We start from the raw sequence: 22,151 nt of genomic DNA on the forward strand, positions 1-22,151 counted from the left end.
TGCCACGCCCACGCTTGCCGCCACCAACCACGCCCAGCTTCGCACTGCCGTTACTCCGATAGGAAAGGGCCGTAGTTTGACCGAGGCATGTGACGGCGCGAAGAAAGCCCTTCCCTCACCCGCGCTGCAACTGCCAGCCCTGGTCACTGGCATGCAGGCGGCTGTGCACGCCGATGGCCTGCAGAAACGCTTCGTCGTGCGAAACCACCAGCAGGCTGCCGCGGTATTGGCAGAGCAGTTGCTCCAGCGCGCGCAGCGCCTGCAGGTCGAGGTGGTTGCCAGGTTCATCGAGCAGCAGCAGCTGTGCTGGCGGTTGTGCATACAGCGCACAGGCCAGCGCCAGCTTCAGCCGTTGCCCGCCGCTGAGCCGGGCATTGGGCAGCTGCACCAAATCTGCATCCAGGCCCAGCAGGGCCAGGCGGCTGCGCAGCTCACCCTCTGGCAGCGCGTGGTTACGCTCCCGCAATGCCTGCACGGCGGTGTGCCCGGGCGCCAACAACTGCAGCTGCTGGTCGAGCAGTGCCAGCGGTACCTGCACCCCGCAATCACCCGCCACTGCTGGCAGCTGCCCAGCAATCACGTTCAACAGCATGGATTTGCCGCTGCCGTTGGCACCGCTGATCGCCATCCGCTCGCCACGTCGCAGGGCGAAGTCCACGGTACTCAGCGGCCCGCCGACATGCGGCAGCCGCAGCTGCTCGCAGCGCAGCACCCACTCCGGGCCGCCAGTGTCGAGCTCGGGGTGCAGCAGTACCGGTGCGGCCTCCTCGATACCGGTCAGCGCCTCGCGGGTGGCGGCCTGCAGCTGTTGCTGGCGCTCCTGCAGGGCCTGCTTGGCCTTGCCGGTGTTGGCCTCGGCGCGTTGCCGCTGCAGGCCCAGCAGGATCGGGGCCTGGTTGGCATTGGCCGCCTCGCGGCTGCCGCGCGCACTGCGCTGTTCCAGCCGCTGCCGTTGCTCGCGCAGTACCTGCTCCCCCTTGCGCTGGGCATGGCGGCGTTGCTGTAGCAGCTCGGCGGCGGCCGCTTGCTCTGCCTCGCGCGCGGCGACATAGCAGGCGTGGTTGCCGCCATAGCTACGCAGCCCCTGCGGGCCCAGTTCCAGCACCCTGTGCACATGCTGCAACAGCAGACGATCATGGCTGATCAGCAGTACGCCCTGCCCACGCGCCTGCAGTTGCGCCTGCAGCCATTGCCGGCCAGCCAGATCCAGATGGTTGCTGGGCTCGTCCAGGATGAGCAGGTCGGTCGCTTGCAGCAGTGCCCCCACCAAGGCAACCCGCATGCATTGGCCGCCGCTGAGTGTATCCACCGGCGTGTCGGCATCCACGCCACTCAGTCCGGCATCGGCCAGCGCCTGTTGCAGGGTTTCAGCCAGCGTCCATTGCTCGCCGACCAGATCGAAGTCCGCCTGGGCGGTACTGCCCGCAGTGATGCGCGCCAGGGCATCCCATACCTCAGCCAGCCCGGCCAGTTCGGCCACGCGCTGGCCGGGCGGCGGCTGCACGTGCTGTGCCAGGTAGTGGACACGGCCAATGCGCCGGCAGCTACCGGCACTGGGCGCGCGCTGGCCGGCAATCAGCTGCGCGAGCACGCTTTTGCCCACGCCGTTGCGGCCGACCAGCGCGGTGATGCGGTTGTCGAACTGTGCGTGGAGATTGGAGAACAGGCAGCGCCCATCGGGCGTGTGCCACGCGACGCCATCCAGCGTCACCGAAACAGAAGTGGTCATGCGGTTTTCCATCGATGCCCGGAGCACCCAGCCGCCAATGGCAGCAGGGACTGGTAGGGACCGTCTTCACGACGGTGACATCAATGGCGCATTGGACCGGACTCCATAGGCGGGGGTATCCCGTAACGCGGCGAAGACTACCGCTGGCACACCGAACTGTCAGTAACCGGCGGCGCGTTGCCCGCCGTGCGACCGTGTCGGCAAGGCGGAGGGCTCAGGCCTTGGCCGGGCGATGCGTGGCACACAGCTTGTTGCCTGCCGGGTCCCGCAGATAGGCAAGGTAGAGCGGGCCGAACGGGCTTTGCCGCGGCCCCGGCGGATCTTCCACGCTGGTTCCACCGTTGCCCACACCGGCGGCATGCCATGCATCCACAACCTCGGCCGTGGCGCAGCTGAAGCCGATGGTGCCGCCATTGGCATGCGTGGCCGGCTCGCCGTTGCGCGGATGGCCGACGATCAGCAAGGCGCCGCCATGGACGTACACCACGTTGCCCTTGGGATCGATGAAACCCGGCTTGGCGCCGAGCGTGGAAAGCAGTGCGTCATAGAACGCCCTGGATGCATCCAGGTCATTGGCGCCCACCACGATGTGCGAAAACATTCACCACCTCCTGTTGTGTTGTCCAGCCGGTCGGCAAGCAGCGAACGGTTCCGATGCTATTTGCCGATGCAGAAACTCGAAAAGATCTTTCCCAGCAGATCATCGGCGGTCATGCGCCCGGTGATTTCGCCGAGTGCGTCATGCGCCAGGCGCAGTTCCTCGGCGGCCAGTTCCAGCTGGTCGTAATGCAGCTGTCCGTCGGCGGCATCCAGATGCTCACTTGCCACCGATAGCGCATCGACATGGCGCAGGCGCGCGGAGAACTCGCCCTGCATGCCCTCGCCTGCACCGTCGCTGGCGATCGCGCGCAGGCGCGCGTGCAGCTGCTCCAGGCCCGCGCCATTGGCGGCGGACAGGGCGATGCTGTCTTCGTCCATGTGCGGCGGCCACTGCGGCAGCAGATCGCATTTGTTGTAGATCCACAGCTGGCGCGCAGCCTGTGCGGCGGCATCACCAATCGCGGCCCTACCGGCCTCCGGATCGCGGGCATCGAGCACCACGATGGCTAGGTCAGCGCGCTGCATCTCGGCGCGGGCGCGGCGCATGCCTTCGCGCTCGATGGCGTCGCCGCCCTCGCGCAGGCCGGCGGTATCCACCAGCTCCAGCTCCAGGCCGTCGATGCGGATGGTCTCGCGCAGGGTATCGCGGGTGGTGCCGGCGATATCGGTGACGATGGCGCGCTCGCTGCCAGCCAGTGCGTTCAATAGCGAACTCTTGCCGGCATTGGGCGGACCAATCAGTACCGCATGCAGGCCATCGCGCAGCTTGCGGCCGCGTTCGGCGTCGATGCGCAGCTGGGCCAGCAAGGCCTTGGCCTGCTCGATGCCGGCGCGCACCTGCGCGCCACCGAGCGTATCCAGCGGTTCGTCGGCGAAATCGATGGCGGCCTCGACGTGGATGCGCAGCCGCACCAGTTGCTCACCCACCTCTTCCACCCGCCGCGAGAACACGCCATCGAGCGAGCGGCGCGCAGCGCGCGCGGCACGCACATCACCGGCGGCGATCAAGTCGGCGATGGCCTCGGCCTGGGCCAGGTCAAGCTTGCCGTTGAGGAAGGCCCGCTCACTGAACTCACCGGCGCGGGCCTGGCGTGCGCCCAGTTCGATGCAGCGCGCAAGCAGTTGGCGCAGCACGACCGGGCTGCCGTGGCCCTGCAGTTCCACCACGTCTTCACCGGTAAAGCTGCGCGGGCCGGGGAAATACAGGGCGATGCCGTCGTCGATCACGTCGCCGGCCACATCACGGAATTTGGCGTAGTGCGCGTGGCGCGGCTTGAGATCTGGACAACCCAAGGCAACCGCAATCCGCAGTGACTGCGGGCCGGACACGCGCAACATGCCGACGCCGCCGGCGGCGGCGCCGCTGGCGATGGCAACAATGGTCTGGCCTGTGGACATCTCGTTCATGGCTTACAGCTTCTGCAGTTGTGCGCGGGCCTGGGCGGCGCCGCTGCCTTGCGGCTGCAGCTCCAGGTAGGTGCTGTAGGCCTGCTTGGCCTTGGGCTTGTCGCCTGCATTGAAGTAGGCGTCGCCAAGATTCAGATAGGCTACCGCGCGCGAGGGATCGATCTTCAAGGTGTTCTCCAGCCAACGCGCGGCTTCGGCATAGCGCTGCTGGCGGTAGTAGACGAAACCCAGATTATTGGCTGCCTGGGCAAAGTCGGGGCGCAGCTTCAGCGCCTCGGTGAACTGCACGGCAGCGTCGTCGTAGCGCTTCTCGCGGTAGAGCTGCAGGCCGCGGTCATTGGCCTGCTGCGCGCGCTGGCGGTCGGAGGTCGGCACCGCCGCCGGCACCACCAGGGTGCTCTTGCCACCCTGCAGATCGGCAACGGTGACCGGGGCTTCGGCCTTGCCGGCTGGCTTGGCGTCCTGCGCCGCATCGACACGACTGTTCAAGGCGATGGCATCGGCCGAGAGCTGACGGGTATCAGCGTTGAGGTATTCCTGGCTGTCCGGCACCTGGAACACGAACTCACCGCCCTGCGAACCGGGCAGGCTGCCGAAGGCCGGGGTTTGCCGCGATACCGCCGACACCGCAGGCGCCACATACGCGGCCAATTCGGTGCCGGTGATCAGGCCATCGCCATTGAGGTCGCCCTTGCCGGCCAGCGCCTGCAACAGCACCCAGGTAAACACCGAATGCCCGTTCGGGCCGCTGTCGGCAACCTGCTGGTCGGCGCCACCGGCGGTGAGCATCTGCCGCGCGCTGCGGCGCGCATTCTCGCGCAGGAACGAAGAAGAACCGCCGCCGCGTGTGAGCCCCAGGCCGCTGTAACAAGCGTCCATCACGAACAGCACGTGCTTGGCCTGCATGCTCTCGGCGATGTTCTGGATATCGGTCATCGCGATCGCATCGGTGGCGAATTCCTTGGGGTCCGAATCCACCGGAATGATGTAGCCAAGATCGCGCCCTGAGGCGAGCTGGCGGGTGGCGCCATGGCCGGCGAAGAACACGAACACGCGGTCGTTCTTGCCGGTGCGTTCATCGGCCAAGCGGTCGTGGAAGGCAGCCAGGATGTTGTTGCGGGTAGCCTGCTGGTTCTTCAGCACGATCACCTGCGAGGACGGGAAGCCAAACTGGCCGGTCAGCGTATCGGCGATGGACTGCGCATCGCGGCCGGCATATTCCAGCTTTGGCCATTTGGCGTACTCGTCGATGCCAATGACAATCGCCCAGGATTTCTCGTAGCCAGTGGTGACCGTGGCATCGGCGACCGCGCCCTTGCGCGCGCGGCTGACGCTGAAATCGCGACCGTTCCAACCGGCGAACTGGTAGCCGTCGGCGATCAGCTTGTCCAGGATCTGCGGCAGCGCCTTCACCGCGCGGTCGTGGATGTCATGGAACAGGATGATGCCGCGCTGTTCCTTCTGCACCTGGTCGACCACGCGCTGCACGATGGATTCGGGCACCGGGTCGGCCCAGTCCATCGAGTCGATGTTCCACATGATGGATTTCAAGCCGGCTTCGTTGAGCAGCTGCAAGCCCTCGGCATTGCGTGCGCCATACGGGAAGCGGAACAGCGGTGCGCGCTTGCTGTCGACACCCTTGAGCAGGGTGTCGGTGTCGAGCACCTGCTGGCGCAGTGCGTCGCCGCTGGTGCGCGAGAGCTGGGCGTGGGTGAGGCTGTGGTTGCCCACCGCATAGCCATGTTCCATCAGGTTGCGGCTGATGCCGGCCATCGGCCCCAGCTTGACCTTGCCATCGGCTTCGACCGCGCCCAGGTTGCGGCCCACTTCGAAGAACACACCCGGCACGTCATAGCGCTGCAGGATGGCGACGATCTCATCGGTATAGGCCTTGTGCGGGCCGTCGTCGAAGGTCAGCACCACGGTCTTGGCCGGCAGGTCGCGACCGAAGATTTCGCGGTCGCTGTCCTCCATCGACATCGGATAAGGCTCGATCACGCCGAAGTCGCGCAGGATCGCCTCGCGCTTGTACAAGGTGTTGAGGTGGGCGACATAGTCGTCCCACTTCTCGCGCTTGAGCTCGATCGCACGGGTGCGCTCGAAGCGGCTGAAGATGCGGGTCAACTCCTGGTTGTAGTTGCGCTCGATTTCATCGAGCGCTTCCAGGTCTTCGCCGATGCGCTGGTGTAACTTCACCGCCGGCAGCGAAGAGTCAGCGCCTACGCGCTGGTGCAGATCACTGAGTACTTCGCGGAAGGCCAGGCGATCGGCGTCATAGAGCTCGGGCGAGGATTCGATGTAGTCCAGCACCGTGCCGAGCGTTGCAAAGCGCTGCGGGTTGGGATCGCGCAGCAGCGCATCGAACTGCGCGGCGATGGCCTGCCGCTGCTCCAGACCATCGTGGAAGAGCTGCTGGCCGATGCGGCTGGAGGTCTGGCGGTCGGCTGGCGATTGCTGCGCCTCATCGGCCAGCAATACAACGATGCGGCGATGCCCATCGAGCTGCTTCTGCAGCGCCGTCAACAACGGCGCTGCCGCCGGATTTGCCGCGGCGGCGGCTTGTGCACTGGCTTGGGTCGGCGTCGCGGTGGCCGTTTCCTTCTGGTCGGAGCAGCCAACCAGCGTCAGCGCGGCAAGCAACATGGCAGGCAAGGTCAGGCGGCGCGACAACGAACGTGGCATGGCGGGCTCAGGATGAAAGGGTGCAGCGGATGTGTCGATTCTACCGCCACCGGCCAAAAGGCCGGCTTGTACCGCCATGCGGCCACGACGTAGCGACGTAGCCCGGGTAAGCGCAGCGCACCCGGGGCTGTTGGCACCGAGCGGGAAGATTCGCGGGATGCCCACTTCCCGGGTGCGCTGCGCTTACCCGGGCTACGGTTCTGTTTGTGGAGCTTCCCCCACATGCGAAAAGCCCGCCTTGCGGCGGGCTTTTGCTTACTTGGCTTCGATCACCTTGCTCGGCGCATCTTCGCCGTGCTTCTTGATCATCCACCACTGCTGCAACAGGCTCAGGCCGCCGTTGACCACCCAGTACAGGACCAGGCCGGACGGCATGAAGGCCATCATCACGCCGAACACCAGCGGCATGAACTGCATCATCTTCTGCTGCATCGGGTCCATGCCCACAGCCGGGGTCAGCTTCTGGGTGAACCACATCACTGCGATGTTGATGATCGGCAGGATGAAGTACGGGTCACGTGCGGTCAGATCCTGGATCCAGCCCAGCCACGGCGCCTGGCGCAGTTCCACCGACTCCACCAGCACCCAGTACAGGGCGAAGAAGATCGGCATCTGGATCAGCAGCGGCAGGCAGCCACCCAGCGGATTGATCTTCTCCTTCTTGTACAGCTCCATCATTGCCGTCTGGAACTTCTGCTTGTCGTCGCCGTAGCGCTCCTTCAGCTGGGCGATGCGCGGCTGGAACTTGCGCATCTTGGCCTGCGACTTGAACTGCGCATTGGCCAGCGGGAACAGCGCCATCTTCAGCAGGATCACCAGGCCGATGATGGCCCAACCCCAGTTACCGACCAGCTTGTGCACCTGGTTCATCACCCAGAACAGGCCCTGGCCGATGATGGCCATGATCGAGAAGCGGCTGTAGTCGACCACGCGGTCCAGGCCCTTCACGTCTTCCTTGGCGATCTGGTTGACCAGCTTCGGGCCCACCCACAGGCGTGCCTCGGTGCTCACCTTCTGGCCCGGGGCCACGGTGAAGCCCGGGCCGCGCGCTTCGATCACGTTGCGCGGGCCGTTCTGCGACAGCAGGTACAGCGAGGACTGGTCAGCCTGCGGGATCCACGCGGTAAAGAAGTGGTGCTGCAGCATCGCCACCCAGCCACCACTGATGGTCTGGTTGAGGTTGCCGTCTTCCAGGTAGTCCTTGAACGCACGACGCTGGTAGCCATCAGACGGGCTGAACCAGGTGGCGCCATTGAAGCTGAAGGAATCCGGGTTGGTCATGCCCTTGGTGATCACCGGCGGCACGCGGTCGAGCTTGCGGAACACATAGCCCTGCCACGGCGTGGTGCCGGCGTTGACCACTTCGTCCTTCACACCGATGGCGTAATCGCCACGCTTGAAGGTGTAGGTCCGGTGGATGCTGACGCCGTTCGGGCCATTCCACACGAACGGCACCTGCACCTGGTCCTGGCCTTCAGCCAATACGACCTCGGTTGCACCTTGCAGCGGCTGGAAGCCGTTGGCGCCCGGGACCGGCGAATTGGACTGGCTGGCCCAACCGGCGGTGGCCGAATAAGGATGTGCCTGGTCTTCGGTCAGCAACTGCACCGGCGGGCTGCCGGCGGCCTTGGTCTGCGGGAACTGCAGCAGGTCCGCATCCAGCACGCTGCGACCGTCCAGCACCAGCTTCAACACGTCAGTGGTGACGGTCACGCGCGGTGCGGCAGTGGCAGCTTCAACGCTGGGGGTTGCCGCCGGGGCCTGGCCAGGTACGTTTGCTTGCGGCACGTTGCCGGCGGCGGGCGGCGCCAGGTCGGCGTCGGTAGCGGCAGGTACGGCGGGCTGGGTTGCTGCAACGGTGGCCGGGTCCGGCGCGTTCTTCTCGCGACCCCATTCCATCCACAGCAGCACGGCCACCATCAGCCAGGCGAAAATCAGGAATACACGGGTCTGGTTCATCAGCAGGCAGGCTCGGCTCGACCGGGTGAGGCATCCGGTCCATTCAAAGGAAGGGGTTCAGCGCCCTCGCGCGGCGGCATTGTGCCGCCCGCAGCCGCAACGGGCAATGCGCCGGCACGGCGCAGCAGGCGTTCGAACGCCTCGCGGATCTGTTGGTTGCTGGCAGTCTTGGCCGCCGAACGGGCAACGATGACGTAATCGCCACCGGCCAGGCACGACCGTAGATGGCGTGTTGCATCCCGCAACACACGCTTGATTCGGTTACGACCGACCGCACGCGTATCGACCTTGCGTGACACAGCCAGACCGAGTCGAGCGGGGCTATCCCCTTTCAACCAGTGGAGTGTCATCAAAGGATCGGATACACGGCGGGCGCCGTTGAAGACCGTTGTATATTCGGCACGCGTACGAACCCGCGCAGAGCGAGGGAATCGCTTGCGCGGGCAGGTACTGATCACGATCGGTGTTGCGATTGCCGCATCACGCGGCAACGCAATCAAGCGCTGAGGACTTTGCGGCCCTTGGCGCGGCGACGCGACAGGATCTTGCGGCCGTCGGCGGTCTTCATACGAGCACGGAAACCGTGATCGCGCTTGCGCTTGAGGTTGCTGGGCTGGAACGTGCGCTTGGTGGCCATTGGGGCACCTGTATGAAGTGGACGGAAAGAACCGGAAATTCTATAGACCTTGGCTAGGGTCCGTCAACTATTGCGTGGCAACGATATCCACAGGGCGGTGTACATCTTGTGGATGAGCCTGTGAATAAATTCGGGACAAGCATTCCCGGTTCGGCCCGGCGGTGGTAGTCTGGGCTATCCACTTTTCCCTTTCCGGCTTGTGGCCAGGCGGCGTTCCGCGCCCGGCGCACAGGCCTTTGACGATTATTTCTGATGGATGCCTGGTCACTTTGCCTAGAACGTCTCGAGGCGGAATTCCCGCCCGAAGATGTCCACACCTGGTTGAAGCCGCTACAGGCCGACCAACGCGCTGACAGCCTTGTGCTGTATGCGCCCAATGCCTTCATTGTCGAGCAGGTGCGCGAGCGCTACCTGTCCCGTATCAGTGAACTGCTGAGCCATTTCGCCGGTTTTGGCGAAGTCATGCTGGAAATCGGTTCGCGCCCGCGCGCGCCCGAACCGGCTCCGCTGGCCCCGATTGCCTCGTCCGTTGCTGCGGTGTCGGCGCCGGTGGTGCCGTTCAACGGCAACCTTGACGCGCATTACACCTTCACCAACTTCGTCGAAGGCCGCAGCAACCAGCTCGGCCTGGCAGCTGCCTTCCAGGCAGCACAGAAGCCGGGCGACCGGGCGCACAACCCGCTGCTGCTGTACGGCGGCACCGGCCTGGGTAAAACCCACCTGATGCTGGCCGCCGGCAATGCGATGCGCCAGGCCAATCCGGCGGCCAAGGTGCTGTACCTGCGTTCGGAACAATTCTTCAGCGCGATGATTCGTGCGCTGCAGGAAAAGACCATGGACCAGTTCAAGCGCCAGTTCCAGCAGGTGGACGCGCTGCTGATCGACGATATCCAGTTCTTCGCCGGCAAGGACCGCACCCAGGAAGAGTTTTTCCACACCTTCAACGCCTTGTTCGACGGCAAGCAGCAGATCATCCTGACCTGCGACCGCTACCCACGCGAAGTGGAAGGTCTGGAAGCACGCCTGAAATCGCGTCTGGCCTGGGGTTTGTCGGTGGCCATCGAGCCGCCGGATTTTGAAACCCGTGCCGCCATCGTGCTGGCCAAGGCGCGCGAACGAGGTGCCGAGATCCCGGACGACGTGGCCTTCCTGATCGCCAAGAAGATGCGTTCCAACGTGCGTGACCTGGAGGGGGCGCTCAATACGCTCACCGCCCGCGCCAACTTCACCGGCCGCGCGATCACCACCGAATTCGCCCAGGAAACCCTGCGCGACCTGCTGCGTGCCCAGCAACAGGCGATCAGCATCCCCAACATCCAGAAAACGGTCGCCGACTATTACGGCCTGCAGATCAAGGATCTGCTGTCCAAGCGCCGCACCCGTTCGCTGGCACGTCCGCGCCAGGTAGCAATGGCGCTGACCAAGGAATTGACCGAACACAGCCTGCCGGAAATCGGCGATGCCTTTGCCGGGCGCGATCACACCACGGTGCTTCATGCCTGCCGCCAGATCCGCACGCTGATGGAAACCGACGGCAAGCTGCGCGAGGACTGGGACAAGCTCATCAGGAAGCTCAGCGAGTAAGCCATTGGTACACCGGGGTGGGAAGAAGCCGGACGAATGATGCATCGACGCCACACAGGCGTCATCGCACAAAACGGTGCATCATTCGGGGGTAGACGTTGGGCAAGTTGTGGATAAAAAAGCGGTCGCCAAAACCGGAAAACTTATCCACAGCTTCACCCACCCGTTCCGGGGTAGTAGTACAGAGGGTTTCGGTGTAATTAAATCCTTTGAAAACAGTAACTTGGGTGTGTTTTAAACCAAATCTGGCTCTACCAGCACCACCAAGCTTTTGATTTAACCCACATCTTTTAAAAGCATAGGGGCACGAAACCACATGCGTTTCACACTGCAGCGCGAAGCCTTTCTCAAGCCGTTGGCCCAGGTCGTCAACGTGGTTGAACGCCGCCAGACTCTGCCGGTTCTGGCCAATTTCCTCGTCCAGGTGCAAGGCGGCCAGCTGTCGCTGACCGGCACAGATCTGGAAGTGGAGATGGTCTCCCGCATCGCGGTCGAAGATGCCCAGGACGGCGAAACCACGATTCCGGCCCGTAAGCTGTTTGAAATCATCCGCGCCCTGCCCGACGGCAGCCGCATCACGGTTTCGCAGACCGGTGAAAAGATCACGGTGCAAGCTGGCCGCAGCCGCTTCACCCTGGCCACCTTGCCGGCAAACGACTTCCCTTCGGTCGACGAAGTCGAGGCCACTGAACGCGTCGCTGTTGCCGAGTCGGCCCTGAAAGAACTGATCGAGCGCACTGCCTTTGCAATGGCGCAGCAGGACGTCCGTTATTACCTCAACGGCCTGTTGTTCGACCTTCGCGACAAGACCCTGCGTTGTGTGGCCACCGACGGTCACCGCCTGGCACTGTGCGAAACCGAGCTGGAAAACGGCACCGGCAAGCGCCAGATCATCGTGCCGCGCAAGGGCGTGACCGAGCTGCAGCGCCTGTTGGAAGGCGGCGATCGCGAAGTTGAGCTGGAAGTCGGTCGCAGCCACATCCGCGTCAAGCGCGACGATGTGACCTTCACCTCCAAGCTGATCGACGGTCGTTTCCCGGATTACGAAGCAGTGATCCCGATCGGTGCCGACCGCGAAGTGAAGGTTGAGCGCGAAACCCTGCGCGCATCGTTGCAGCGTGCGGCCATTCTTTCCAACGAGAAGTACCGCGGCGTTCGTGTCGAGGTAACCCCGGGTCAGCTGAAGATCAGTGCACACAACCCCGAGCAGGAAGAAGCGCAGGAAGAAATCGAAGCCGACACCACGGTCAGCGATTTGGCCATCGGCTTCAACGTCAACTATCTGCTTGATGCCCTTTCGGCATTGCGCGATGAGCACGTTGTCATCCAGTTGCGTGATTCGAACTCGTCGGCGCTGGTGCGTGAAGCCAGCAGCGAAAAATCGCGCCACGTGGTGATGCCGCTGCGTCTCTGACAGCGAGGTTCCACGTGGAACACCAAGGAGCCCGGCTTGATGCCGGGCTTTTTGTTGCCCGTCGTCCGTTCAAGGTTCCACGTGGAACTGCACGCCGGGACCGCTGAGTTGCTGATGCGTGCGCGGGCTCGCCCGCCTGGTTTGCAGGGCTTGGGACAAACTTGAAGTGGATCCGAGATTTCCTACGAAACAGCGAGCGTGATGTCGATCCATCAGAGCCGTCCGTGGATCACGACTGGGCAGGTGACTATTGCCATATCACCAAGCTTCCCAGTGTCGTATCGCATTTTCAGACGTGAGCTACGCCGGTGTTTTGCTCAGCTGAGCCACACGCACAGTGGTAATCACTGTTTTCAGAACCTGGATATCCCCCTCCAGAACGCCGCGTGTGGCAGATCGGGCATATCTGCGTTGCATCAAAAGAAGCGCTTGCGATGAACCTGTTCGGGGATTCCTGACTGCTCTGGCTCACAGGAATGCAGTAGCCGCCAAGCAGGTGCAGTTGCCAGGTTCTGCGTGAGCCTCGGATTCAGCATTGAATCCTTGCAATCCGAGGGTATGGACCACCACCGGTGAATCAGATTTCAAGAAATCTGCCGCTGTTCCACGTGGCAAGTACCGGCGGCAGCAAAGGCCCCAACAGACGTACGCAAGCACACTGCCGATTTCTTGAAATCTGAAACGAGCAGCAGTATCTCCGCCTGCAGATTTGAAGAAATTCGAGCGCTTGGTTTGAGGCCTTTCTGGCGACTGTTTTTCTCAGCTCTATGCTTTAAATCTGAGAATAAATCAAAAGCTTGGTGGTGATGGTAGAGGCAGATTTTATGTAAAACTAGCTTAAGTAGCTGTTTTATTTGGATTTATTGGGGGCGAAACCCCCTGTAAAACTGCCCTTCTAGCCTGTGGATATCTGGGGATAAGCTTGATCGGGAGCAATACAGTCATATTTATCCACAGCTCGCCCCACTTATACACAGGGTTTGTCCCCTGACCTATACCGACCTCCATTAAACGCCAGATTTCGCCAAATCTGCAGGAGCCAGGTCCCCGCTGCCCTCCAGATTTGAAGAAATCCGCACATGTTCCACGTGGCACGCACTGCGGCCTCCGGTGCAGTGGCGGATGCTTTAAGCTGCGCATGGCCAGCCGCGGTTCCGGTGCTGGCGCCCTGCTTTCTTTCGAGCGTCAATGCATATCGTCCGAGTTGCCTTGAACCGTGTGCGTCGGTTCGATTCGGTGGAACTGGCTCCCCGCCCGGGTATCAATCTCATTACCGGCGCCAACGGCGCGGGTAAGACCAGCGTGCTTGAAGCACTGCACCTGATGGCCTATGGGCGCAGCTTCCGTGGCCGCGTCCGCGACGGCTTGGTACAGAAAGGCGCCGAAAATCTGGATGTTTTTGTCGAATGGCAGGAGCGAAGTGACGCAGAACAAGGCGTTTCCATCCGCCGTGCTGGCTTGCGCCACAGCGGGCAAGGCTGGAAAGGTCGTCTGGATGGTGAGGATGTCACCCAGTTGGGCAATCTCTGCGCCGCTTTGGCGGTGGTGACCTTTGAACCGGGCAGTCATGCACTGGTTAGCGGTGGTAGTGAACCCCGCCGCCGTTTCATTGATTGGGGATTGTTCCACGTGGAACCAGACTTTCTTCCCCTGTGGAGGCGATACACCCGGGCTCTGAAGCAACGCAACGCATTGCTCAAGATGGGAGCCCCGGGAAAACAGCTCGATGCCTGGGATTGGGAGCTGGCCGAGGCTGGAACGCCGCTTACCTCACGACGTCAGCATTATCTGGAGCGCCTGCAGGATCGGGCCACCGCCATTGCTGCGGATCTGGCACCGGGCCTGCAATTGAATACCATGGAACTGCAGCCGGGCTGGCGTCGGCATGAAATGTCGTTGGGCGATGCCTTGTTGCTGGCGCGCGAGCGTGACCGCAGTACGGGCTACACCTCGGTAGGCCCCCACCGTGCCGATTGGACCGTGGGGTTTGCGCAGATTCCAGGCCGGGATGCCTTGTCACGAGGTCAGGCCAAGCTCACCGCCTTGGCGTGTCTGCTCGCCCAGGCGGACGATTACGCAAGTCTGCGGGGGGAATGGCCGGTGATTGCGTTGGATGACCTCGGTTCGGAGCTGGATCGGGGCCACCAGCAGCGCGTGCTGCAGCGCTTGGCCGCGACACCCGCGCAGATATTCATTACTGCAACGGAAACCCCGGCTGCACTGCAATCCGAATTGCGCCCGGCAGCCATGTTCCACGTGGAACACGGCACCATCAATGCCATGAACTGAGCCTTCAGGGCGGAAATCCCCCCGGCAGGTATAATCGGAACGTCATCCCCTATCTCTCATGCCCGATCCACGGATCGGTGCATGACCTGCGGAGCCTACGGCAAGCGCAATGAGCGAAGAACAGAACACCCCGGTCAACAACGGCAATTACGACGCCAACAGCATTACCGCCCTGGAAGGTCTGGAGGCTGTTCGCAAGCGTCCAGGCATGTACATCGGCGATGTGCATGACGGCACGGGCCTGCACCACATGGTGTTCGAGGTGGTCGACAACTCCATCGACGAAGCCTTGGCAGGACATGCCGACAACGTGGTGGTGACCATCCACGCCGATGGTTCGGTTTCGGTCTCCGACAACGGCCGCGGCATTCCGGTGGGCAAGCACGCGCAGATGAGCCAAAAGCTCGATCGCGAAGTGTCTGCTGCAGAAGTGGTCATGACCGTCCTGCATGCCGGCGGTAAGTTCGACGACAACAGCTACAAGGTATCCGGTGGCTTGCATGGCGTCGGCGTCAGCGTGGTCAACGCCCTGTCGCAGAAGCTGATGCTGGATATCTACCAGGGCGGTTCGCACTACCAGCAGGAATACGCCGACGGCGCAGCGCGTACCCCACTTAACAAGCTGGAAGCCAGTGATCGTCGCGGTACGGTCGTTCGTTTCTGGCCGTCGGTGAAGGCATTCCACGACAACGTGGAGTTCCATTACGAAATCCTCGCCCGCCGTCTGCGCGAGCTGTCGTTCCTCAACTCCGGCGTCAACATCACTCTGGTGGATGAGCGTGGCGAAGGCCGTCGCGACGACTACCACTACGAAGGCGGCATCAAGAGCTTCGTGGAACACCTGGCACAGGTGAAGACCCCGCTGCATCCGAACGTGATCGCGGTGACCGGTGAAACCAACGGCATCGTGGTCGAGGCTGCATTGCAGTGGACCGATTCCTATCAGGAAACGATGTACTGCTTCACCAACAATATTCCGCAGAAGGACGGCGGTACCCACCTTGCCGGCTTCCGCGCTGCGCTGACCCGTACGCTCAACAACTACATCGAGCAGAACGGTATCGCCAAGCAGGCAAAGATCAGCCTGACCGGCGATGACATGCGCGAAGGCATGATTGCCGTGCTGTCGGTGAAGGTGCCGGACCCGAGTTTCTCCAGCCAGACCAAGGAAAAGTTGGTCAGCTCAGACGTCAAGCCGGCGGTGGAAAGCACCTTCGGTGCCAAGCTGGAAGAATTCCTGCAGGAAAACCCCAACGAAGCCAAGGCCATTGCCGGCAAGATCGTCGACGCTGCCCGTGCCCGCGAAGCCGCGCGCAAGGCCCGCGATCTGACCCGCCGCAAGGGTGCATTGGATATCGCTGGCCTGCCGGGCAAGTTGGCCGACTGCCAGGAAAAGGATCCCGCGCTGTCCGAGCTGTTCATCGTCGAGGGTGACTCGGCAGGTGGCTCGGCCAAGCAAGGCCGCAACCGCAAGAACCAGGCGGTGCTGCCGCTGCGCGGCAAGATCCTCAACGTGGAACGTGCACGCTTCGATCGCATGCTGGCTTCCGACCAGGTGGGTACCCTGATCACCGCGCTGGGTACCGGCATCGGCCGTGATGAGTACAACCCGGACAAGCTGCGTTACCACAAGATCATCATCATGACCGACGCCGACGTCGACGGCGCGCACATTCGTACGCTGCTGTTGACGTTCTTCTACCGGCAGATGCCGGAGCTGATCGAGCGCGGTTACGTGTATATCGGCTTGCCGCCGCTCTACAAGATCAAGCAGGGCAAGACCGAGCTCTACCTGAAGGACGACCCTGCGCTGGATGCTTACCTGGCAAACAATGCAGTGGAAAACGCCGCGCTGATTCCTGCCGCAGGCGAGCCGCCGATCGAGGGTGTCGCGTTGGAAAAGCTGCTGATGACCTACGCTTCGGCGCAGGACGCCATCGAGCGCAATGCCCATCGCTACGACCGTCACCTGCTGGAAATGCTGGTGGATTTCACGCCGATGGACCTGGAGCATCTGCGCACTGCCGGCGAAGGCGAGGGCTTGGACGCACTAGCCAAGCGCCTCAACCAGGGCAGCCTGGGCACGCCGCGTTTCACCCTGACCTTGCAGGAGCCGAACGAGCATCGCCCGGCCGCCGTGCTGGTAACCCGTCGCCACATGGGCGAAGAGCACACCCAGGTATTGCCCCTGGCTGCCTTCGAGTCGGGCGAACTGCGTCCCCTGCACCAGGCCTCGCAGATGTTGCATGGCCTGGTGCGCGAAGGCGCCGTCATCAACCGTGGCAACAAGAGCAGCGAGATCACCGGCTTCGCCCAGGCCCAGGCCTGGTTGATGGAAGAAGCGAAGAAGGGCCGTCAGATCCAGCGCTTCAAGGGCCTGGGTGAAATGAACCCGGAACAGCTATGGGACACCACGGTGAATCCGGATACGCGCCGCCTGTTGCAGGTCCGTATTGAGGACGCCGTGGAAGCGGATCAGATCTTCAGCACCTTGATGGGCGATGTGGTGGAGCCGCGCCGGGACTTCATCGAAACCAATGCCCTGAAGGTGATGAACCTGGACATCTGATCCAGGTCAGCCACCCAGCGGGCGCCTTGTAGGCGCCCGTTTTTTTGCCAACGCTCCACTCTTTCGGGTCCGCGATGTCCACTCCTCCGCCGATTTCGGGCAACTCCGGTGATGCCTCCGCCAGTGCCCCATCCGCTCGTTCGGTAACGCCTGTCGCGCCACGCAACCGTTCGCCGATAGCCGGTTTCCTGCTGGACCTGGGCATGGGCGTCGGGTTTTTGCTGGTGCTCAGCCTGCTGTCGAGCCTGGTCTGGGGTCTCTGGCGTGGGGTGGAGGTGGTCCGCGACGCCAAGCAGAGCGGCATGCCGATACCGGCGGCAGGCGACATGGCCAGCGCGATGGGCGTGCCTGGGGCATTGGCGCAGATGTTGATCGCGCTGGTTGCTACCGGCGGCAGCGCATTGCTGCTGTATTTCTGGCGGCGCCGCGCTACCCCGGCAGAACGGAGCCAATCCCTGCAGGCCTTGCGACGACCGTCAACCTGGGGATGGACCCTGCTGGTGGCCTGCTGCGTGTTTGCCGGCACCAGTGTGATCAGCATGCTGGCCAAGCAGTTGGGCATAGAACCAGAGCCCACCAATCTGCAGTTGATGCAGCAGGCATGGGCCAGCTATCCGGCATTTCTGCTGCTTTTTGCAGTGGTTTTGGCGCCCGCTTATGAAGAGCTGCTGTTCCGCCGGGTATTGTTCGGGCGTTTGTGGGCTGCGGGCCGGCCCTGGCTGGGTATCGTGCTGAGCAGCGCCGCATTTGCCCTGGTGCATGAAATCCCGGGCACCAGCCCGAATGGGCTGCCGGAAATGCTGCAGTTGTGGTTGGTCTATGGCTGCATGGGCGCGGCATTTGCGTGGGTTTACCGCAAGACCGGCACCTTGTGGGCCGCAATCGCCGCGCACGCACTCAACAACGCGGTTGCGCTCGCGGCGCTGGTTTTGTTTGGTATGCAATAAGTTCCCGTGGTTGACGAAAAATTAAGCAAGGCAATCGCACACTGCAGTTCATGAACATTGGGGGGTCCGCCATGAAGACAGCAGGTCTAGCCATCGCCATTGCGTTGATGCTCGCCGCCTGCGCGACGACGACCTCGCCTACCGGGCGCAAACAGGTGGTCGGCGGCGTCAGCCAGCAGCAGTTGGATCAGCTCGGTGCGCAGGCGTTTGCGGAAACCAAGGCGAAGGAAACCCTCAGCCGCGACGGCAAACAGAACAGCTATGTGCAGTGCGTGGTCAACGCGCTCGTGGCACAGCTACCGCAACAGTACCGTGGCGTACGTTGGGAGACGGCGGTATTCGCCGACAAGGAACCCAACGCGTTTGCGCTGCCAGGTGGCAAGGTTGGCGTGAACACCGGCATTTTTACCGTGGCCAAAAACCAGGATCAGCTGGCAGCGGTGATTGGTCATGAAATCGGCCACGTGATCTCCCGCCATCACGAGGAGCGCATCACCCGCCAGATGGGTGCGCAGACGGGCCTGTCGGTGCTGGGTGCGCTGGCGGGCGCGGCGTACGGCGACACCGCGGCCAGCGCGGTCAACCAGTTTGGTGGCATGGGCGCGCAGGCGGCATTCCTGTTGCCGGGTTCGCGCACCCAGGAAAGCGAGGCCGACGTGGTCGGCCAACGGCTGATGGCCAGCGCGGGCTTTGACCCCTCACAAGCGGTGAACCTGTGGCAGAACATGATGGCTGCCAGCGGAAATCGTGCCCCGCAGTGGCTGTCCACCCACCCCGACCCCGCCAATCGAATCCGTGAATTGCAGCGCGATGTAGCCTCTTTGCAGCCTGTTTATCAGCAGGCTCGGCAGTCCGGTATCGTCCCGCGCTGTGGCTGAGCGTGAGGAAATGTTGCAGTACACCAACGGAAGTGATTTCTCCGTCAAAAAATTTCTGCTACGTTTGTGAGCTCGGTTTCTTTCCGAATAGTCCGAATTCTGCCGCCACGGCGGTTCCATCGAGGTGAACCATGATCTTCCGCAGCCATAAGCAAGCCGTGCTTTCCGTCCTCATCGCCGCCTCCCTGGGTGGTGTGGTGGTGGCTGATGCCGTGGCCCAGTCGCGCTCCTCCGACCGCAACAGCGACCGCCGCAGCAACCGTGGCAGCGAAAAGGCGGAAGTGCTGTATCCGGAAGCCACCCGTGAAGATCCGAAGGGCAAGGCGTCCTCGAAGATGAGCAGCAAGCTCACCAAGCTGTTTGCCGCCTACAACAAGCAGGAATTCGAAGAGACCCGCACGCTGGCCGATGAAATCCTGGCCTCCGGCGATGCCAACGATTACGACAAGGCCGTTGCCAACCAGCTGGCCTCGCAGGCCGCCTACAACCTGGACGACAACGCCGGCGCCAAGCAGTACCTGCAGCAGGCGATCGCGCTGAACCAGCTGGACAACAATGGCCACTACCAGGCGCTGTTGATGCTGGCCCAGCTGCAGATCCAGGACGAGCAGTATCCGGAAGGCCTGGCCAACCTGGACAAGTACTTCGCCGAGTCCAAGTCGAACAAGCCCGAAGAACTGATCATCAAGGGCCAGGCGCTGTATCAGACCGAAAAGTACGCCGAGGCGATCCCGGTGCTGAAGGCCGCAATCGCCGCCTCGCCCGAGCCGAAGGACAACTGGAACCAGCTGCTGATGGCCTCCTACGCCGAAGCCGGCCAGACCGGTGAAGCGGTCAAGGAAGCAGAAGCATTGGCAGCCAAGAACCCGGCTGACAAGAAGGCCCAGCTCAACCTGGCCAGCATGTACATGCAGGCCGACCAGATGGACAAGGCCGCCGCAGTGATGGATACGCTGCGTGCGTCCGGACAGCTCACCGAAGAGCGCGAATACAAGCAGTTGTATTCGATCTATGCAAACACCGAGAACAAGGAACGGGACGTCATTGCGGTGATCAACGAGGGCATGTCCAAGGGCATCCTCAAGCCGGACTACCAGACCTATCTGGCACTGGCGCAGTCCTATTACTACAGTGATCAGATTCCGCAGGCGATCGAAGCATGGCGCCAGGCGGCTCCGCTCTCCAAGGATGGTGAGACCTACCTGAATCTGGCCAAGGTGCTGCACTCGGAAGGGCGCATCCCGGAAGCCAAGCAGGCGGCACGTGACGCATTGGAGAAGGGTGTCAAAAACCCGGCAGATGCAAACAAAATCATCAACCTGAAGTAAGCAGGAATAACGCCTGAACAGCTGTATTTAAGATGCGCAGCTGGTCAGGATTGGTATAAGCTTGGAGGTTCCTGCGGTGTCATGCACCGCTGAATCAGGGGTGGCCTCCACCACCACCCCGACCCCACTAAAGAGTTCTTGGCGCATGACGGAACAATTGGTCTTCCACCACAGGTATGACGACAGCCAGAAGGATAAGGGTCTGAGCTGGCCCCGTATCGCTGGTATCGCTTTTGTAATCGCACTGCATTTGGCAGCCCTGATGATGCTTCTGATTCCTGCCGTGGCCCCGAAGGCCGCTGCTGAAAAGGAACGCAATGTCATGGTGACGCTGGTCGACGCTCCGCCACCGCCACCGCCGCCGCCGCCGCCGCCGCCGCCGCAGGACACTCCGCCGCCGCCGGTCAAGAACCTCGCGCCGCCGAAGCCCTCGCCGCTGCCGCCGCCGCCGGAAGCGCCGGTGATCGACGTCCCGGAACCGCGTCCGAATGACGTGGTGACGCCGCCGGCACCGCCGGCACCGCCTGCCCCGCCGGTCGACATCCAGGCCAGCGTGGACATCTCGTCCAAGAACATGAACCCGCCGCGTTACCCGCCGGCCGCTTTCCGCGCCGGTATCCAGGGCGAGGTCATCCTGATCATTGATGTCGACGCCAACGGCAATGTCACCAATGTGTCCGTCGAGAAGTCCAGTCGCAACCGCGACCTCGACCGAGCTGCAATGGAAGCGGCGCGCAAGTGGAAGTTCAACCCCGCCCAGAGCGGTGGGTCGAAGGCAGCTGGTCGCGTCCGCGTCCCGGTCAACTTTGCGCTGAGCTGATCCATGTGGCGGCGGTAACGTCGCCACCGGACCGGTTCAACTTTAGCTACACCCTTTAACACCACACACAACAAAGGTAAGCGTCATGCTGCAGGAAATTTTCATCGCCGCCGCTGCCGGGGGCAACGCAAACAACGCTCTCTCGCAGATGGGCTTCGAGCACCTGATCCACGAAATGACCTCCAAGCCGGGTGATTTCGCAGTTTCCTGGGTCGTGCTGATCACCCTCGTCGCGATGTCGGCCATGTCCTGGTACTGGACTGTCATCAACATCTTCCGCACTGCTCGTCTGAAGTCTGCTGCTGACCGCGTGCCGGCACAGTTCTGGGACGCCGCCAATGCACAGGATTCGATCCGTGCCATGGAAGAGCAGCCCGCTTCGGAGCCGTTCTCCAAGATCGCACTGGACGCTGCCCAGGCTGCCGCTCACCACCAGCAGGCTGGTGCTTCGGAAACCCTGAGCCGTTCGGAGTTCGTTGACCGCGCCCTGCGTCAGGCCGTGACCCGCGAATCCAACAAGCTGCAGGGCGGCATGATCCTGCTGGCCACCGTCGGTGCAACCGCTCCGTTCGTGGGTCTGCTGGGTACCGTGTGGGGCATCTACGGCGCGCTGATCAAGATCGGTGCAACCGGTTCGGCCTCGATCGACGCCGTTGCCGGCCCGGTGGGTGAAGCACTGATCATGACCGCCATCGGTCTGTTCGTGGCTATCCCGGCCGTGTTCGCCTTCAACTTCTTCAGCAAGATCAACAGCGCGACTGTCAGCAAGTTCGACACCTTCGCTCACGATCTGCACGACTTCTTCGCCACCGGTTCGCGCGTCCGCTAATCCGGCAAGCAGAGCAAGTCTTCGCAACGATATAGACGGAGCCCGTTATGGCTTTCAGTAGTGGTAACAGCAGCGGCCCGATGGCCGACATCAACGTCACGCCCCTCGTGGACGTGATGCTGGTGCTGCTGATCATCTTCATCATCACGGCTCCCCTGATGTCCCACAAGGTCAAGGTGGAGTTGCCCGAGGCCAACCTCGTCCAGAATCCGGAGGATGCTGAAAAGCGTTCGAACCCGATCACGGTCGCGGTCAAGGAAGACGGCAAGCTCTACTGGAACGACGAAGAGGTCTCCAAGGAGACCTTGGAGTCGCGTTTCGCGACTGCTGCCCAGCAGACGCCGCAGCCCCCGCTGAATCTGCGTGGTGACAAGACCACGAAGATGAAGGTGATCAACGAGGTCACCAAGATCGCGCAGGGCCAGGGCATGCTGGATGTCGGTTTCGTTGCCACCAAAGACAAGCAGGGGCAATAAGAC

The 22,151-nt window shown here is 62.6% G+C and carries 17 protein-coding genes; 10 read left to right on the forward strand and 7 right to left on the reverse strand.

The genetic code is table 11. From position 1 onward, the window contains the following. Positions 1–115 precede the first annotated feature (115 nt). The 7 genes from RT460_RS06770 to rpmH all read right to left on the reverse strand — a co-directional run bounded on the left by RT460_RS06770 (position 116) and on the right by rpmH (position 9,014). Complete coding sequence (locus tag RT460_RS06770) at positions 116–1,729, reverse strand: ATP-binding cassette domain-containing protein (protein WP_313317958.1); 1,614 nt, start codon at positions 1,727–1,729, stop codon at positions 116–118. A 214-nt stretch (positions 1,730–1,943) separates the two neighbouring features. Further along, positions 1,944–2,330, reverse strand: coding sequence for a VOC family protein (locus RT460_RS06775; RefSeq protein ID WP_313317959.1), 387 nt, complete (start codon positions 2,328–2,330; stop codon positions 1,944–1,946). A gap of 56 nt (positions 2,331–2,386) precedes the next feature. Next, positions 2,387–3,736 carry a tRNA uridine-5-carboxymethylaminomethyl(34) synthesis GTPase MnmE gene (gene mnmE, locus RT460_RS06780; protein ID WP_313317960.1) on the reverse strand — a complete coding sequence of 450 codons (1,350 nt, stop codon included), beginning with the start codon at positions 3,734–3,736 and terminating at the stop codon, positions 2,387–2,389. 3 nt (positions 3,737–3,739) lie between these two features. Next, complete coding sequence (locus RT460_RS06785) at positions 3,740–6,418, reverse strand: polysaccharide deacetylase family protein (RefSeq protein ID WP_313317961.1); 2,679 nt, start codon at positions 6,416–6,418, stop codon at positions 3,740–3,742. Positions 6,419–6,673: 255 nt separating this feature from the next. Beyond that, a complete protein-coding gene (yidC, locus tag RT460_RS06790; RefSeq protein ID WP_313317962.1) occupies positions 6,674–8,377 on the reverse strand; it encodes a membrane protein insertase YidC in 1,704 nt (567 codons plus the stop codon). Further along, positions 8,377–8,835 (reverse strand): ribonuclease P protein component, encoded by a 459-nt coding sequence (gene rnpA, locus RT460_RS06795; RefSeq protein WP_313318035.1) that lies wholly within the window; start codon positions 8,833–8,835, stop codon positions 8,377–8,379. The genes yidC and rnpA overlap by 1 nt, the downstream gene beginning before the upstream one ends. 38 nt (positions 8,836–8,873) lie before the next feature. Then, positions 8,874–9,014 (reverse strand): 50S ribosomal protein L34, encoded by a 141-nt coding sequence (gene rpmH / locus RT460_RS06800; protein ID WP_006404565.1) that lies wholly within the window; start codon positions 9,012–9,014, stop codon positions 8,874–8,876. A 252-nt stretch (positions 9,015–9,266) separates the two neighbouring features. On the opposite strand from rpmH, the gene dnaA reads away from it, so the two are divergent. From dnaA to RT460_RS06850, 10 genes are all read left to right on the forward strand, one after another. Then, on the forward strand, positions 9,267–10,598 hold the full coding sequence (gene dnaA, locus RT460_RS06805; protein WP_313317963.1) for a chromosomal replication initiator protein DnaA: 1,332 nt from the start codon (positions 9,267–9,269) through the stop codon (positions 10,596–10,598). Positions 10,599–10,914: 316 nt separating this feature from the next. Next, positions 10,915–12,012 (forward strand): DNA polymerase III subunit beta, encoded by a 1,098-nt coding sequence (gene dnaN / locus RT460_RS06810; protein WP_313317964.1) that lies wholly within the window; start codon positions 10,915–10,917, stop codon positions 12,010–12,012. Positions 12,013–13,200: 1,188 nt separating this feature from the next. Beyond that, entirely contained in the window at positions 13,201–14,301 is a 1,101-nt protein-coding gene (gene recF / locus RT460_RS06815) for a DNA replication/repair protein RecF (RefSeq protein WP_313317965.1), read from the forward strand. A gap of 109 nt (positions 14,302–14,410) precedes the next feature. After that, complete coding sequence (gyrB, locus tag RT460_RS06820; RefSeq protein WP_313317966.1) at positions 14,411–16,870, forward strand: DNA topoisomerase (ATP-hydrolyzing) subunit B; 2,460 nt, start codon at positions 14,411–14,413, stop codon at positions 16,868–16,870. Positions 16,871–17,073: 203 nt separating this feature from the next. Continuing rightward, positions 17,074–17,817 carry a CPBP family intramembrane glutamic endopeptidase gene (locus RT460_RS06825; RefSeq protein ID WP_313318036.1) on the forward strand — a complete coding sequence of 248 codons (744 nt, stop codon included), beginning with the start codon at positions 17,074–17,076 and terminating at the stop codon, positions 17,815–17,817. 71 nt (positions 17,818–17,888) lie between these two features. Beyond that, complete coding sequence (locus RT460_RS06830; RefSeq protein WP_313317967.1) at positions 17,889–18,695, forward strand: M48 family metallopeptidase; 807 nt, start codon at positions 17,889–17,891, stop codon at positions 18,693–18,695. Positions 18,696–18,826: 131 nt separating this feature from the next. Beyond that, on the forward strand, positions 18,827–20,023 hold the full coding sequence (locus RT460_RS06835; RefSeq protein ID WP_313317968.1) for a tetratricopeptide repeat protein: 1,197 nt from the start codon (positions 18,827–18,829) through the stop codon (positions 20,021–20,023). 262 nt (positions 20,024–20,285) lie between these two features. After that, positions 20,286–20,843, forward strand: coding sequence for an energy transducer TonB (locus tag RT460_RS06840; RefSeq protein ID WP_313317969.1), 558 nt, complete (start codon positions 20,286–20,288; stop codon positions 20,841–20,843). Between the two features lie 85 nt (positions 20,844–20,928). Then, on the forward strand, positions 20,929–21,672 hold the full coding sequence (gene exbB / locus RT460_RS06845; protein ID WP_312371874.1) for a TonB-system energizer ExbB: 744 nt from the start codon (positions 20,929–20,931) through the stop codon (positions 21,670–21,672). A gap of 47 nt (positions 21,673–21,719) precedes the next feature. Then, positions 21,720–22,148 (forward strand): biopolymer transporter ExbD, encoded by a 429-nt coding sequence (locus RT460_RS06850; protein ID WP_313317970.1) that lies wholly within the window; start codon positions 21,720–21,722, stop codon positions 22,146–22,148. Positions 22,149–22,151: the final 3 nt, after the last annotated feature.

The organism is Stenotrophomonas sp., assembly GCF_032061965.1.
Classification (GTDB): domain Bacteria; phylum Pseudomonadota; class Gammaproteobacteria; order Xanthomonadales; family Xanthomonadaceae; genus Stenotrophomonas.